13 protein-coding genes are annotated in these 14,592 nt (G+C 70.0%); 2 read left to right on the top strand and 11 right to left on the bottom strand.

The annotated features are described in order from the left end of the window. The 3 genes from ACIBO1_RS22800 to ACIBO1_RS22790 form a co-directional block, all read right to left on the bottom strand. Positions 1–404: S-adenosylmethionine synthetase N-terminal domain-containing protein (locus tag ACIBO1_RS22800; RefSeq protein ID WP_350700661.1), on the bottom strand; the 404-nt coding region annotated here is incomplete at its 3' end. A gap of 220 nt (positions 405–624) precedes the next feature. After that, a complete protein-coding gene (locus tag ACIBO1_RS22795) occupies positions 625–1,614 on the bottom strand; it encodes an FAD binding domain-containing protein (RefSeq protein ID WP_396749719.1) in 990 nt (329 codons plus the stop codon). After that, on the bottom strand, positions 1,611–2,147 hold the full coding sequence (locus ACIBO1_RS22790) for a (2Fe-2S)-binding protein (protein WP_396749717.1): 537 nt from the start codon (positions 2,145–2,147) through the stop codon (positions 1,611–1,613). The genes ACIBO1_RS22795 and ACIBO1_RS22790 overlap by 4 nt, the downstream gene beginning before the upstream one ends. A gap of 119 nt (positions 2,148–2,266) precedes the next feature. On the opposite strand from ACIBO1_RS22790, the gene ACIBO1_RS22785 reads away from it, so the two are divergent. Both ACIBO1_RS22785 and ACIBO1_RS22780 read left to right on the top strand, forming a co-directional pair. Beyond that, positions 2,267–3,253: an XdhC family protein gene (locus ACIBO1_RS22785; protein WP_396749715.1), complete on the top strand. Its 987-nt coding sequence runs from the start codon at positions 2,267–2,269 to the stop codon at positions 3,251–3,253. Between the two features lie 212 nt (positions 3,254–3,465). After that, positions 3,466–4,059 (top strand): NTP transferase domain-containing protein, encoded by a 594-nt coding sequence (locus tag ACIBO1_RS22780; RefSeq protein ID WP_396749713.1) that lies wholly within the window; start codon positions 3,466–3,468, stop codon positions 4,057–4,059. Positions 4,060–4,090: 31 nt separating this feature from the next. Here the strand turns inward: ACIBO1_RS22780 and ACIBO1_RS22775 are convergent, their stop codons facing one another. From ACIBO1_RS22775 to ACIBO1_RS22740, 8 genes are all read right to left on the bottom strand, one after another. Next, entirely contained in the window at positions 4,091–5,218 is a 1,128-nt protein-coding gene (locus tag ACIBO1_RS22775; RefSeq protein ID WP_396749710.1) for a Fic family protein, read from the bottom strand. Between the two features lie 49 nt (positions 5,219–5,267). Continuing rightward, complete coding sequence (locus tag ACIBO1_RS22770; protein WP_396749707.1) at positions 5,268–6,674, bottom strand: GH1 family beta-glucosidase; 1,407 nt, start codon at positions 6,672–6,674, stop codon at positions 5,268–5,270. Then, positions 6,671–8,902 carry an alpha-xylosidase gene (gene yicI / locus ACIBO1_RS22765; protein WP_396749704.1) on the bottom strand — a complete coding sequence of 744 codons (2,232 nt, stop codon included), beginning with the start codon at positions 8,900–8,902 and terminating at the stop codon, positions 6,671–6,673. The genes ACIBO1_RS22770 and yicI overlap by 4 nt, the downstream gene beginning before the upstream one ends. After that, positions 8,899–9,783, bottom strand: a complete 885-nt coding sequence (locus ACIBO1_RS22760; RefSeq protein WP_131053203.1) for a carbohydrate ABC transporter permease — start codon at positions 9,781–9,783, stop codon at positions 8,899–8,901. Before ACIBO1_RS22760 ends, yicI begins: the two co-directional genes overlap by 4 nt. Then, on the bottom strand, positions 9,783–10,754 hold the full coding sequence (locus ACIBO1_RS22755; RefSeq protein ID WP_350700650.1) for a sugar ABC transporter permease: 972 nt from the start codon (positions 10,752–10,754) through the stop codon (positions 9,783–9,785). The genes ACIBO1_RS22760 and ACIBO1_RS22755 overlap by 1 nt, the downstream gene beginning before the upstream one ends. A gap of 70 nt (positions 10,755–10,824) precedes the next feature. Then, entirely contained in the window at positions 10,825–12,120 is a 1,296-nt protein-coding gene (locus ACIBO1_RS22750) for an ABC transporter substrate-binding protein (protein ID WP_396749699.1), read from the bottom strand. Positions 12,121–12,156: 36 nt separating this feature from the next. Beyond that, positions 12,157–13,254 (bottom strand): LacI family DNA-binding transcriptional regulator, encoded by a 1,098-nt coding sequence (locus tag ACIBO1_RS22745; RefSeq protein WP_396749750.1) that lies wholly within the window; start codon positions 13,252–13,254, stop codon positions 12,157–12,159. A gap of 286 nt (positions 13,255–13,540) precedes the next feature. Beyond that, a complete protein-coding gene (locus ACIBO1_RS22740; RefSeq protein WP_350700646.1) occupies positions 13,541–14,350 on the bottom strand; it encodes a metal-dependent hydrolase in 810 nt (269 codons plus the stop codon). Positions 14,351–14,592 lie beyond the last annotated feature (242 nt).

The following is a 14,592-nucleotide window of genomic DNA, read 5'->3' as shown; positions in this document are numbered from 1 at the left end:
CCAAACATCATCCCCTGATCACCGGCACCCTGCGCATCCAACGCCGACTCCGACGAACCCGTCCGCAACTCGAAGGCGTTATCCACACCCTGCGCAATATCCGGCGACTGCGCCCCAATCGACACACTCACCCCACACGACGCCCCGTCGAAACCCTTCTTCGACGAGTCGTAGCCGATCCCCAGAATCGTCTCGCGGACGATCGACGGAATGTCGGCGTACGCCTTCGTCGTCACCTCACCCGCCACGTGCACCTGACCAGTCGTGATCAGGGTCTCCACCGCCACACGACTGTGCGGATCCTGAGTGAGCAGGGCATCGAGAATGCCGTCACTGATCTGGTCAGCGATCTTGTCCGGGTGGCCTTCCGTGACCGATTCGGACGTAAAGAGGCGGCGTGACACGCTTGTCCTTCCCAGAGCGAGACGGGGTCAGTGGATAGGGCGTTCCGTGGAATCACCCCTTCATGGCAGCCTGCCATGCGGCAACCGTTGGCGGCGAGCCCGTGTGTCTGGGAACGCGGCTGCGGACACCACGAGGGAGTGTGACAGTCGGCCGACCCCCTTGACGAAAGGTCGAGGTCGTTCTAAGCCTCGGCGACGGTGCGCGGGATCGGCCCGTCGCCTACCGGTCCGTCGCGGCCAGGTCCAGCAGCGTACGCACGACGGCGTTGCGGGCCAGCGGCACCTTGAAGGCGTTCTCCGGCAGCGGTCGCGCGTCGGCGAGCTCGGCCTCTGCGGCCCGGCGCAGTCTGTCCTGGGTGGGCGGTCCGCCGCGCAGCAGGTCCTCGGCGCGGGTGGCCCGCCACGGCCGGTGCGCGACGCCGCCCAGCGCGATCCGGACGTCGCGGATGCGTCCGTCGGCCAGGTCGAGCGCGGCGGCGACGGAGACCAGGGCGAACGCGTACGAGGCCCGGTCGCGGATCTTGCGGTAGTAGGAGCGGGCGGCGAAGGTCAGTGGAGGCAGGTCGACGGCGGTGATCAGTTCCCCGTGGGCCAGCACCGTGTCCGTCTGAGGCGTCGATCCGGGCAGTCGGTGTAGCTCGGTCAGCGGGATGGTGCGGCTGCCGTCCGGCCCGGTGGTCTGCACCAGGGCGTCCATCGCGGCCAGCGCCACGGCCAGGTCCGACGGGTGGGTGGCGATGCACTCCGGGGAGACGCCGAGGATCGCCAGGTCGCGGTGGTGTCCCTCGACAGCGGAGCAGCCGGTGCCCGGGGCGCGCTTGTTGCACGCCGTGGTGACGTCCTGGAAGTAGGGACAGCGGGTGCGTTGCAACAGGTTCCCGCCCACGGTGGCGAGGTTGCGCAACTGGGTGGAGGCGCCGTTGAGCAGCGCCTGCGCGACGACCGGGTAGCGACGCCGGATCAGCGGATCGGCGGCCAGGTCGCTGTTGGAGACGCCGGCACCGATGCGGACGCCGCCGTCGGGCAGCTCCGTGACGCTCCGGGAGGTGACGTCCCGCAGGTCGACCAGGAGGTCGGGGCGGGCCACGTCGAGCTTCATCAGGTCCACCAGGTTGGTGCCGCCGCCGAGGAAGGCCGCCTGTGGTGAGCGGGCCAGCAGGGCGACCGCGCCGGCCAGGTCGGTGGCGCGCGCGTACCGGAAGGGCCTCATGACCGGGCCACCTCCTGGATCGCCGGGATCATGTTCGCGTACGCGGCGCAGCGGCAGAGGTTGCCGCTCATCCGTTCCCGGATCTCGTCGGGGTCGGCGGTGAGGTCGACCGGTCCGTGCGCGGCCGGGTCGGTGCGGTCCGGGTCGCGTACGGTGACCGCGCTGGGCCACCCGGATGCCGCCTCGGCGAGCATGGCGACCGCCGAGACGATCTGTCCCGGGGTGCAGTAGCCGCACTGGAAGGCGTCGTGGTCGATGAAGCTCTGCTGCACGGGGTGCAGTCGACCGTCGCGGGCGAGTCCGGCGGCGGTGGTCACCTCGGCGCCGTCGTGGGCCACCGCCAGCGCGAGGCAGCTGTTGGCGCGTCGGCCGTCGAGCAGCACGGTGCAGGCGCCGCACTGGCCGTGGTCGCAGCCCTTCTTGGGGCTGGTGTTGCCCAGTCGTTCGCGCAGCGCGTCGAGCAGGGTGGTGCGGGTGTCGACGGTGAGCCGGTGCTCGGCGCCGTCCACGCGGAGTGTGATCTCGGTGTCCATGCGGTCGTTCCCCGGAGGATCGTGGGCCGGCGAGTTAACGCTATTAAACGGATCCGTAACGTCCAAAGTCGTTGAAAGCGATAAAAAGGTACGCAACGACGTCTGGGGGGTGTCGGCGGATGTTGGCGGAGGTGTGGCCGTTCGTCGAGCGACGGTACGCGGCCGGGCAGCGGGTCGTGCTGGCCCGGCTGGTACGGCGGACCGGCCCCGGCTCCCGGCCGCTGGGCGCCACCATGGCGGTCGCCGCCGACGGCGGGTGGGCCGGCTCGGTCTCCGGTGGCTGCGTGGAGGGGGCCCTGCTGGCGGAGGCCCGCGCGGTGCTCGACGGTGCCCGCCCCCGCCTGGCGGCGGTCACCCCCGGCGCGGAGTTGATGCCCTGGGAGGCCGCGCCCGCCTGCGTCGCCGAGTTGGGGGTGCTGATCGCGCCGGCGCCCTCCGGCGCGGTGTACGCGACCATCGGTGCCGCGTTGGCCGCGCGCCGTCCGCTGGCGGTGGCCGTCGCGTTGCGGGAGCCGTTCGACTGGTCGGTCGCGGCGAGCCGGGACGGGCTGCCCGCCGACGAGGAGTACTTCGTCGAGCAGTGGCGTCCCGGCCCGCTCCTGGTGCTGGTCGGTGCGACGGATCTGGCCGCCGCGGTGGCCGCGCTGGCCGTACCGATGGGCTACCGGGTGACGGTGGTCGACCCGCGACCCGCGTACGCCCATCGGGAGCGGGTGCCGGCGGCCGACGACGTGGTCTGCGACTGGCCCGACCGGTGGCTGTCCGCTGCCCCGGTCGGGCCTCGCGACGCGTCGCTGGTGCTGACCCACGACCCGCGCATCGACGACCGCGCGATCCGGGCCGCGTTGTCCGGCCGGGCCGGTCACGTGGGGGTGCTGGGGAGCCGCGAGACGCATGCCCGACGGTTGGCCCGGTTGGGTGGTCTCGCCGGTCTCGACCGGCTCGCCGGGCCGGCGGGCCTGGATCTCGGCGGGGACTCGCTGGCCCAGACCGCGCTGTCCATGCTGGCCGAGGTGGTGGCGGTGGCCAACCGGCGTACGGGCGGCCGGTTGCGGGACGCGTACGGTCCCATCCGGGTCGGTGGCGCGTTGCCAGTGCCGGGCTGAGCCGATCCGTCAGGGGGATCGGGTCGGCGGGTGCGGCATACGCCCGACGCGCACCGAAGGATGAGCGTGTTACCTAATTTATCCGATTTGCCCCGCCACTCTCCTCCGTCCGTGGTCGTTGCAAACGATGTGCGTCGGACGGGACGGACAGCGCCACGGTGCTCACCCGGTCCCACACTGGAGGGAGCGCGGTTCTGAAGCGGATCGCAGGAATGATCATCGCGGCGGGAGGTGGCCGCCGCATCGGCGGCCCCGAAGCCCTGCTGCACCAGGGCGACAAACCCCTGGTCGACCAGATGATCGACACGCTGACGGAGGCGGGCTGCGGGCAGATCGTCGTCGTCCTCGGAGCCGCCGCCGACCAGGTCCGCGACACCGCGCACCTGGACCACGCCACGGTGGTGGTCAACCGGGCGTGGGGCACCGGTGTCGGCTCGTCCATCCGCGCCGGCCTGGCCGGCATCGACGACGACCGGGTGGAGGCGGCGGTGGTGGTCCCGGTCGACATGCCCGGCCTGACCGCCGAGGCGATCCGCCGGGTCACCGCGCTGCCCTTCCCCGACGTGCTCGTCTGCGCCACCTACAACGGGTTGCGCGGCTACCCGATGCTGTTCGGCCGTCGGCACTGGTCGGGCATCGCCACCCTGGCCAGTGCCGACGTCGGTGCCCGGCCCTACCTACTGGCGCACAAGGACCAGATCGTCGACATCGCCTGCGACTCGGTGGCCGACGGCAGTCGGGTGGACACCCCCGAGCTGATGGCGCTGTATGGCCTGACCGTGCCCGAGCAGCGCGTCGGCGTCTGATCGGCCCGTTGGCTGTGTCGGCCGGGACAGGTTACCGCTGGTACGGGTCGACGATCTCCTTGGGGCGTAGTGCCGGTGCGGCCAAGTCCCGGAGCGTCGTCGAGGCGACGTAGTGCCTCCCACGCGTCTGGCCACGCTGTTCGAGTAGACCCACCCTGACCAGCGCCCGAAGGTCACGGATGGCCTGGTCGTCCGTGAGGCCCTCGTCGTGTTGGTACACCGTTCGGCGGACCCGGCCGCCGGTCGCCGCCAGTTGCAGGGCGCTGACGACCCGCTCGGGCAGCGCGTGTCGACCGACCCAGCCGTCGAGCAGATCCCACAGGCGGGCGGCCTGGTCGATTCGTTGCCGAACCAGTTGGGCCTGCTGATGGTGGGCGCTGAGGCAGAACCGGATCCACGGCCCGGTGTCGGTGTCCGGCTGCCAGGTCGCGCCGCCGATCTCGGCGAGTACATCGTAGTAGGCGTAGGTGTTCCGCCCGGCGCCCAGCCACTCCTCGATCGAGGAGAACTCCGGAGCCAGCACGCCGTCCCTGGCGAGGACCAGGGTGTGCAGGCACCGTGACATCCGTCCGTTTCCGTCCCGCCACGGATGGATCTTTACCAGGTTGAGGTGGGCCATCGATGCGCGCACGAGCAGCGGGACCTCCGGCTCCCCGTTCGCCAGCCAAGCCATCAACTCGGAGATCAGGGCGGGAACGTGGTCCGGGTCAGGGCCGGTGTAGACCCGCCGGCCGGTGTGGGCCTCATCGACGTAGATGTCACCGGGCCGGTACCGGCCCGGCCATTTGGTGAGGTCGTGCCGCATCATCATGAAGTGCAGCGCGTCGAGAAGCATGTGTTGCCAGGCGAACTCCCGGGAGCGTCCGAGCTGCTGCACGTAGGTGAGGGCGTCCCGGTATCCGGTGATCACGTCCCACGTGTTCGGACTCGTGTCCATCGGTTCCTCGCCCGCGACGGCCGCCACCGCGTCGTCGAGGCCGACCTGATACCCCTCGATCGAGTTCGACCCCTGGATGGCGTGGGCGATCAGGGTCCTGCGGAACTGGCCGCTCCACCGGCGCGGCTCGGCGACCTGGTAACGAAGAGCCTCACGCATCGTCTCCAGCTCGCCGAGAACGCGTTTGTCGTCCTGGGTCAGTTCCGGCGTCGGGTACAGCATGACGCAATCATAGGATAATCCCCATCCAATGCCGAAATGATTTGAGCATTTAGGGGTTCTGGTCCAGTCGGTCCGTCGCCGCCAGCCGCTGGTACCAGTAGGCGCTGTCCTTCCAGAGGCGCTCCTGGGTGTCGTAGTCGACGCGGATGATCCCGAACCGGCGGTCGTAGCCGTACGCCCACTCGAAGTTGTCCAGCAGCGACCAGACGAAGTAGCCCCGCACGTCGGCGCCCGCCGCCATCGCGTCGTGCGTGGCGGCGATGTGCCGGCGCAGGTAGTCGACGCGGCGGTCGTCGTGCACCGCGCCGTCGGGCGAGACCACGTCGTCGAAGGCGGCGCCGTTCTCGGTGATCATCAGTGGTAGGTCGGGATACTCGCGGTGCAGCCGCAGCAGCAACTCGGTCAGGCCGGCCGGCTCGATGTTCCAGCCCATCGCCGTGTACGGGCCCGGCTGGGGAAGGAAGTCGACCCGGTCGGCGCCGACCCAGGCGGAGTGCGCCGATCGGCCGTGGCCGTCCGCGCTCGACCGGGCTGAGACGCCGTCCCAGGTGCGGACCAGGGTGGTCGAGTAGTAGTTGACGCCGAGCACGTCGAGCGGGACCGCCGCGGTGCGCTCGTCGCCGTCGCGCACGAACGACCAGTCGGTGACCGCCGCCGTGTCGGCGAGCAGGTCGGCCGGGTACGCGCCGTCGAGCATCGGGCCGAGGAAGGCCCGGTTGGCCAGCGCGTCGGTGCGGCGTACCGCGTCGACGTCGGCCGCCGAGTCCGAGGCCGGGCGGATCACGTGCAGGTTCAGCGTGACCGACAGCCGCGCCGCCGGGGCCAGGTCGCGGATCACCCGTCCGGCCAGACCGTGCGCCAGGTTCAGGTGGTGTACGGCGCGCAGCGCCGCCTCCGGTTCGGTGCGTCCCGGCGCGTGCACGCCGGAGGCGTACCCGAGGTACGCCGAGCACCACGGCTCGTTGAACGTGGTCCAGGTGTGCACCCGGTCGCCGAGCGCCCCGACGATCGCCGTGGCGTAGTCGGCGAAGCGCAGCGCGGTGTCCCGTTCCGGCCAGCCGCCGGCGTCCTCCAACTCCTGCGGCAGGTCCCAGTGGTAGAGCGTGGCGACCGGCTGGACACCGCGCTCCAGCAGCCCGTCCACCAGCCGGGAGTAGAAGTCCACGCCGGCCTGGTTGACCGGGCCGGAGCCGCCGGGCTGCACCCGGGGCCAGGCGATGGAGAAGCGGTACGCGTCCAGCCCGAGCGCGGCGATGTGGTCCAGGTCGGACTCCCACCGGTGGTAGTGGTCGGCGGCGACGTCGCCGGTGTCCCCGTTCAGGGTGCGTCCCGGTGTGTGGCTGTAGGTGTCCCAGATCGACGGTCCACGGCCGTCCACCCGGGCAGCCCCCTCGATCTGGTACGCGGCCGTGGCCGACCCCCAGACAAAGCCCTCAGGGAACACGACATCACTCACTTCGTCACCTCCGTGACCTCGCAGCGGTACCCCGACGAGTCGCCCGCCACCACCTCGGCGGTGGCCGTCCCGTCGCGGTGGTACACCTCGAACTCCGTGCCGGACCCACGGTCGGGCGCGGGCACGCGTACCCGGGTCCGCTGGCCCGGTGCCGGAGCGTACAGGCGCAGGGTGACGTCGTCCGCCCAGCGGTAGTCGGGCCGGTCGGTGACCGTCCCGAACGGGATCACCGATCCGGGCCGGGCCAGCACCGGGACGCTGTCGAAGCCGTGCTTCTCGGTGACCCAGCCCGGGCCGGTGACCTGCGCGCCGTTGGTCAGATGGGTCCAGATACCGGCCGGCACGTAGTAGGTGACCTGCCCGTCGGCGCTCATCACCGGGGCGACCAGCAGGTCCGGGCCGAGCATGTACTGCCGGTCCAGGTATGCGGCGGTCGGGTCGTCCGGGAACTCCAGGATCATCGGCCGCATCACCGGTACGCCCTCGCGGTGCGCCTCGTCGGCCGCCGCCGCCAGGTACGGCATCAGCGACATCTTGAGCCGGGTGAACCGGCGCAGCACGTCGACCGCCTCGGCGTCGTAGGCCCACGGCACCCGGTACGAGCCGGAGCCGTGCAGCCGTGAGTGCGAGGAGAGCAGCCCGAAGGCGATCCACCGCTTGAACACCGCCGGGTCGGGCGTGCCCTCGAAGCCGCCGATGTCGTGGCTCCAGTAGCCGAAGCCCGAGGCAGCCAGCGACAGGCCACCGCGCAGCGACTCGGCCATCGCCACGAAGGTGGACTCGCAGTCGCCACCCCAGTGCACCGGGAACTGCTGACCGCCCGCCGTGGCGGAGCGGGCGAAGACGACCGCCTCGCCCTCGCCGCGTTCGGCGGTCAACAGCTCGAAGACGGCCTTGTTGTAGAGGTGGGAGTAGTAGTTGTGCATCCGCTGCGGGTCGGCCCCGTCGTGCCAGACCACGTCGGTCGGGATCCGCTCGCCGAAGTCGGTCTTGAAGCAGTCCACGCCCATGTCCAGCAGCACCTTGAGCTTGTCGGCGTACCACCGGACCGCGTCCGGGTTGGTGAAGTCGACCAGCGCCATCCCGGCCTGCCACTTGTCCCACTGCCAGACCGACCCGTCCGGGTTGCGGACCAGGTAGCCGGCCTGCCGGCCCTCCTCGAACAGGTAGGACCGCTGGGCGATGTACGGGTTGATCCAGACGCACACCTTCAGGCCGCGTTCGTGCAGTCGGCGCAGCATCCCCTCCGGGTCGGGGAAGGTCGCCGGGTCCCAGATGAAGTCGACCCAGTGGAACTGCCGCATCCAGAAGCAGTCGAAGTGGAACACCGACAGCGGCAGGTCCCGCTCGGCCATCCCGTCGATGAACTCGGTGACCGTCTTCTCGTCGTACGAGGTGGTGAACGAGGTGGACAGCCACAGCCCGTACGACCAGGCCGGCACCCGGGCCGGGCGGCCGGTCAGCGCGGTGTAGCGGCGCAGCACGTCCTTCGGGGTGGGGCCGTCGATCACGTGGTAGGTCAGCGACTGCCCCGGCACGCTGAACTGGGTCTGCGACACCACCTCGGAGCCCACCTCGAACGACACGTGCTCGGGGTGGTCCACGAACACGCCGTATCCGGCGCTGCTGAGATAGAACGGCACGTTCTTGTACGCCTGCTCGCTGGCGGTGCCGCCGTCGGCGTTCCAGATGTCGACGGTCTGACCGTTCTTGACGTACGCGCCGAAGCGCTCGCCCAGGCCGTAGATCGTCTCGCCGACGCCGAGCGAGAGCCGGTCGTGTACGTACTTGCGGCCCTCGGCGTCGGTGACCACGCCGATGCTGCGTTCGGTGGAGGAGGTGACCAGCTTGTCGCCGCGCAGGAAGTCGACCCGCCACGGGCCGGTCAGCGCCACCCGCACGGTCAACTCGCCGGTGGTCAACCGCGCGCTGAGCCCGGTGACCTCCACCTGCACCGGGTGCGCGGCGCTGTCGGCGAGGGCGAAGCGGGGCTGTTTGGGCAGCCCGCCGGAGTGGTGCCCGACGGTCACCCCGACCACGCCGGGGGCGGGGGAGAAGAAGCGTACGGTGACCACCGGGCGGTTCAGGGTGTCGCCGCGTCCGGTGATCCTGCCGATCGGGGCGAAGACGGTGAAGGACCGCTCGTCCGGCTCCACCGACTCGACCGTGCCGGGGCGCAGCACGCTCACCCCGGGACGCAGTTGCCAGTATCCGTCGGTGAACTTCACTTGTCGGCTCCTGCCGTGATGCCGCGCGCGAGGGTGCGCTGGAAGACGAGGAAGAACAGGATCGCCGGGAGGAGGCTGAGCAGCGCGCCGGCATTGGTGGTGGGGGCGTCCATCAGCCGGTCGCCCTGCAACGAGGCGAGCGCGACCGGGATGGTCTGGGTCTGGTTGTCGATCAGCATGACCAGGGGGATGAGGAACTCGTTCCAGGTCCAGATGAAGAAGAAGACCAGCAGCACCGAGATGGTGGGCCGGACGTTGGGCAGCACCACCCGCCACAGGATCCGCCACTTGCCGGCCCCGTCGAGTGCGGCGGCCTCCAGCAGCGGGCGCGGGAAGGTGCTGAGCACCGAGGCGAGCAGGTACGTGCCGAAGGCGGCCTGGATGACGGTGAAGATGATGATCACCGCCAGGCGGGTGTTGTAGAGCCCGGCCTCCTTGGCGAAGTGGTAGAGCGGATAGATCAGGGCCTCCTGCGGCAGCATGTTGGCCAGCAGGAACAGCCCGATGATCCAGAGCCGGCCGCGGACCCGGCCGATGCCGAGCGCGTACGCGCTGAGCAGGGAGACGACCACGGCGAGCACCGCGACGGAGCCGGAGATGAGGATCGAGTTCCACAGCTTGACCGGGAAGTCGACCTGCTCCCAGTAGGTGCGCAGCCCGGTGGTGTAGAACTCGGTCGGCCAGCTCAGCGGGCCGTTGGTCGAGTAGTCACCGGGCGACTTGAACGCGTTGAGCAGCATGAACGCGAACGGCACCAGCATGACCAGCGCGGCGACGGTGACCAGGGCCAGCACGATCCAGCGGGTGACGCCCCGGTGGTGCCGGTCGGGCACCCGGCGGGTGCGGCCGCCGGTGCGGGGTGGGGTGAGCGTGACGGCCATCAGAGCCCTCCGTCGCGGCGTTCGGCGCGGTTCTGTGCCCGGATGAACAGCACCGCCACCACGACGATGATCAGTGTCAGCACCATCGAGATCGCCGAGCCGTAGCCGACGTTGAGCCGCTTGAAGAAGGTGAAGTAGGCGAAGTAGGAGGGCACGTTGGTGGCGTTCTCGGGCCCGCCCCGGGTCAGCGCGTAGATCGGGCCGAACACCTTCATCGCGGCGATGGTGCAGGTCAGGCCGACCACGAAGGTCTCCGGCCGGATCTGCGGGAGGGTGATCGCGCGGAACCGTCGCCACCAGCCGGCGCCGTCGATCTCCGCCGCCTCGTACAGCTCGGGGTTGACCCGTTCCAGCGCTGCCATGAAGACGACCACCGGGTAGCCGAGCTGCACCCAGATCATCACGGCCATGACCATCGGCAGGGCGGTGTCCGGGTCGCCGAGCCAGTCGTGGCTCAGCGTGCCGAGCCCGATGGCGTCGAGCAGCCCGTTGAGCGCGCCGTCGGGTCGCAGGATCCAGCCCCAGACGATGCCGGCCACCACGACCGGCAGTACCTGCGGCAGATAGAAGGCGGCCCGCAGGGCGGCGGCGGTACGCGGGCGGAACCGGCGTCCGATGGTGTCGAACAGGACGGCCGCCAGGACCAGGCCGATCAGGGTGGGCAGCACCACCATCGCGACGATCATCGCGATGGTGTTCTTGAACGAGGTCCAGAAGACGTCGTCGGTGAGCAGGGTGCGGTAGTTGTCCAGGCCGATGAAGCTGGGGTCGCCGACGCCGGACCACTTGGTCAGGGAGAGGTAGCCGGTGTAGATCAGCGGGCCGCCGATGACGAGCAGGAACAGCACGGCGCCGGGCAACAGGTAGAGCCAGTAGCCGGCGTCGGGGCGTCGGGGGCGGCGTGGGGTCTTGCCCGTCGGGGGAGACGTGGTCGCCCCCGGGCGGGCGGCGACGGTGTCGGGCACTGCCATGGGAGGTCCTTCCAGGGTGGGGCGGGCGTCACCGGGTGACGCCGACGGGTACGCCCGCCCCGGCCGCCGCTCAGTCGCGCGTGATCTCCGCGACGCCGTCCTGGTAGGGCTTGGCGATCGCGTCGAGGACCTGCTCGGGCGACCTGGACTGGTTGATCAGGCCCTGGAAGCCGGAGACCAGCACGTCGTAGTAGCCGGGGACCGGCCAGTCCGGATAGAAGGCCAGGCCGTCCTGGCCGCTGATGGTGTTGAAGTTCTCGATCAGCTTGCGGTCCTTCTCGTCGCTGATCGCAGCCGGGTCACCGGCCACCGGCACGCCGCCGTTGTTGCCGATCAGCGCCTGGATCTCGGGCCGCATGGTGATGTCGATGAAGTCGTACGCCAGGGTCTTGGCCTTGCTGGTCTCCGGGACCACCCAGAGGTTGCCGGAGGAGCCGGCGTGCATCGTGTTGCCGGGGAAGAGGAAGCTGTCCCAGTCGTAGGAGATCTCACTCTTGAAGCGGCCGTACCACCAGCTGCCGGAGACGATCATCGGGACCTTGCCGGAGATGAACGAGGTACCCATGTCCTCGGCCTTGAGGCTGGCGGAGTCCTTGGCGATGTAGCCCTTGCCGACCCACTCGGCGAAGGTCTCCGCGCCGTACCTGAGCGGGTCGGCCTTGAAGTCCACCGGGTTGGCGTAGAGCTGGTAGTTGTTCACGAAGGTGCGGTCCGCACGGGAGAGCGCGAGCTGGTAGAAGAGCTGACCGGCCGGGTACTCGGCGCCGGACATGCCCAGCGGCGTGACGCCCTTGGCGACGAAGGTGTCCATCGCGGCCGTCATCTCGGCCAGCGTCGTCGGCACGGTGACGCCGTGCTCGGTGAAGAGTTCCTTGTTGTAGTAGACCATCACGTACTCGCCGTAATTGGGCACGCCGTACCAGTTGCCCGAGCCCATCACTCCCTTGTCGTACCGGGCGGTGGTCTGCAGGCTGGGGCTCAGCGCCTTGTCCCAGCCGCGCTCGGTGGCCTCGGCGGTCAGGTCGGTGAGCAGGCCCTGCGAGGAGAGCAGCCCGGCGGTGGCGTTGCCCTTGTTGTACTCCATGATGTCGGGGCCCTCGGCCGAGTTGATGATCATTCCGGCGTTCTGCTGGATCTGCTCGAACGCCTTGCGCTCGAAGCGCACCTCGACGCCGGGGTGTTCGTCTTTGAAGATCTCGATGGCCCGGTCCCAGGCGATGCCCATCGCGCTGTTCGCGCTCTCGTAGTGCCAGAGCTTGAGGACGTTCGCCCCGCTGTCGTCCCCGTCACCGCCGCAGGCGGCCAGGCTCGTCGCCGTGAGCGCGGCCACCGTGGCCGCCACGGCTACGCTGCGGAATCGTCGCATTGCTAGTCTCCCTGTTGAGTATCGAGCCGGTACTCCTCAAGCCCGTCGTCGCGTGGCAGCGCGACGGCGGGCTGCTTCACTGTCCGGAGCCGGCTGGTCGCCGCCGGCCCCCGTGTCACTCGTGTCGGCCGTGCGCGGCGGAGCGCTGGAACCCCGGACCTCCAGCGCGCACGGCAGCAGTTGCTGGTGGATCTCGCCTCGACCGCCGTCGACGTGGCGCAGCAGCGTCTCGATGGCGATCCGGCCCACCGCGGAGCCGGGCGAGCTCATCGCGGTCAGCGCGGGCGTCGCCAGCTCGGCGACCTGAGGTGAGGTGACCATCGAGACGACCGAGACGTCGTCGGGGACCGAGCGGCCCCGGATGGCCAGCTCGCCGAGCAGGCCGAACACGGCGTTCTCGTTCATGGCCAGGATCGCGGTCAGGTCGGGTGCCTGTCGCAGCGCGGTGTCCAGTGCGGCCCGGCCCCCGGCGGCGCTGTCCTCGGCGGGGATCATCAGTGGTTCCAGGCCGTGTCCGGTCATCGCGGCGGTGAACGCGTCCTGGGTCCGCAGAGCCGGACCGTAGCCCTCGGCGAGGGTGTCGGCGGAGTGGTTGACGTAGACGATCCGGTGGTGCCCGAGGTCGACCAGGTGAGCGACGGCGTCCTGGACGGTCTGCTCGAAGTCGATGTCCACGTAGGACAGCTCGGTGGTGTCCGCGGTGCGGCCGATGAGCACCAGCGGTACGCCGACCTCCCGCAGCACGTCCACCCGGGGGTCGTGCAGCTGCACCTCCATCAGCAGCGCGCCGTCGAGCATCCGCTGGCTGGCCAGCCGACGCAGCTCGTCGAGGTCGCCGACGCCGATGGGGGAGAGCACCAGGTGGTAGCCGGCCGCGCCGGCGGCGGCCGCCGCGCCGGTGACGAAGGCGGTCTCGGTGGCGCCGAGGCCCCGCTCGTCCATCGGCAGCAGCAGGCCGAGGATGCGGCTGCGGCGGCTGGCCAGGCCGCGGGCCATGGCGTTGGGCTGGTAGTCGAGCGCGGCCATCGCCGCGAGGACCTTGTCCCGGGTCGCCTGGGAGATCGGGCGGGTGCCGGTGAGCACGTACGACACGGTGCTGACCGAGACCCGGGCGAGGCGCGCCACGTCCTGCATGGTGGCCACGGCACCTCCCCACACGAGCCCGTCGAAACGCTTCGACTAAGCGGTTCGACAGAAGGTAGGTCACGTGTTACAGCCACGTCAATACCCCATGACAAACCGACGTCGAGGCCCCGAGTGCTCGCCGGAGCCCCCACCTCCCCGTCGATCATGGAGTTGTGGTGCTCATAAATGCCACGTGTTGGGGCGACTCGTCAGCCACAACTTCATGATCGGCGGGCGCTGGCGGTGACGTCCCTTAGGCGGAGAAGTAAGCGTGGTTCCCGTCCCGCACGGGCGGTCAGATGTCGAGGTGGAACTTCTCCAGCACCGAGGGGGCGACCAGGCCCAGTGCGGCCAGTGCCGAGACGACCATGAGCCCGGTGCGTACGAAGACGGTCTCGGTCCGTCCGCCGGCCCGCATCGCGATCTTGTCGGGCAGGCTGATCGGTGTCCACATCCGCCGTTTGATCGGAATCGGCCACAGGATCGGTACGCCGGCTCGGGTGATCATGTCGCCGAGGATGTGCACGAACGAACCCACTCCGACCGCCAGCCCGATCATCGGATAGCCGCGGTCACCGGGCAGGTTGACGGCGGTGAACACGGCGGCGCCGGCCGAGACCAGCGTGACGATGACCCAGCCGGCGCGCGCGGCCCACTTGTCGAACAGGCCGCGCAGCGCCAGACCGATCATGAAGAACAGGATGCCGATGACCGCCCACTTGCCGTACTGGACGCAGAGCGTGGTGGTGCCCCAGCCGACCAGCACGGTGAACGGGATGGTGTGGGTCAGCGTCCGGTGGCCGTTGTTGCGCTTCGGATCCCGGCTAAGTTTGGTGGCGTAGTAGACGCCCAGCGAGATCTTCTCCACCACCTCGGCGACGAACAGTGAGAAGACACCGAAGGTGCGGGCCACGGTCGCGCCGCCCCGGTTGCGGGTCACCTTGCCGGACAGGTCGATGTCCGGCAGCAGCGCGGCACCGGCGCAGACGGCGGTACCGACGGCCAACGCCAGCGGCGACTGCTCGTAGTCGTAGAAGTGCTGGAGCGCCCAGGACCCGCTCAGCCATACCGCCGCGCCTGACAGCGCGTGCGACGGACCCATCATCTCGGCTCGCCCTCCCCAGGGATCTTGAGCGCCAAAACTACGTCACTGTAGTTCTCCGCCACGCCGCAGGGGGAGCGCCGTTGGCCTCCACAAGGGACAGCACCGTGGCGCTGCCCGGGGAACGGCCCGACCACCAGGGAGTATGGCAGCGCCGAAGGGCTCACCGAACCGCTTGTGTCGGCCATGGGACGCGGCGTACCGCCGACCTGTCGTAACCCGGCGGTACGGTCTCCGGGACGTCG

This window comes from Micromonospora sp. NPDC049903 (assembly GCF_044460945.1).
In the GTDB taxonomy this organism is placed as follows: Bacteria; Actinomycetota; Actinomycetes; order Mycobacteriales; family Micromonosporaceae; genus Micromonospora.
This window is presented reverse-complemented; position numbering and strand designations above follow the sequence as displayed.

What these genes read in the sequence shown, in the direction of transcription:
- ACIBO1_RS22795 (WP_396749719.1), bottom strand. Translation starts at nt 1,614, where the DNA reads ATGAGGCCCTTCCGGTACGCGCGCGCCACCGACCTGGCCGGCGCGGTC.
- ACIBO1_RS22790 (WP_396749717.1), bottom strand. Translation starts at nt 2,147, where the DNA reads ATGGACACCGAGATCACACTCCGCGTGGACGGCGCCGAGCACCGGCTC.
- ACIBO1_RS22785 (WP_396749715.1), top strand. Translation starts at nt 2,267, where the DNA reads ATGTTGGCGGAGGTGTGGCCGTTCGTCGAGCGACGGTACGCGGCCGGG.
- ACIBO1_RS22780 (WP_396749713.1), top strand. Translation starts at nt 3,466, where the DNA reads ATGATCATCGCGGCGGGAGGTGGCCGCCGCATCGGCGGCCCCGAAGCC.
- ACIBO1_RS22775 (WP_396749710.1), bottom strand. Translation starts at nt 5,218, where the DNA reads ATGCTGTACCCGACGCCGGAACTGACCCAGGACGACAAACGCGTTCTC.
- ACIBO1_RS22760 (WP_131053203.1), bottom strand. Translation starts at nt 9,783, where the DNA reads ATGGCCGTCACGCTCACCCCACCCCGCACCGGCGGCCGCACCCGCCGG.
- ACIBO1_RS22755 (WP_350700650.1), bottom strand. Translation starts at nt 10,754, where the DNA reads ATGGCAGTGCCCGACACCGTCGCCGCCCGCCCGGGGGCGACCACGTCT.
- ACIBO1_RS22750 (WP_396749699.1), bottom strand. Translation starts at nt 12,120, where the DNA reads ATGCGACGATTCCGCAGCGTAGCCGTGGCGGCCACGGTGGCCGCGCTC.
- ACIBO1_RS22745 (WP_396749750.1), bottom strand. Translation starts at nt 13,254, where the DNA reads ATGCAGGACGTGGCGCGCCTCGCCCGGGTCTCGGTCAGCACCGTGTCG.
- ACIBO1_RS22740 (WP_350700646.1), bottom strand. Translation starts at nt 14,350, where the DNA reads ATGATGGGTCCGTCGCACGCGCTGTCAGGCGCGGCGGTATGGCTGAGC.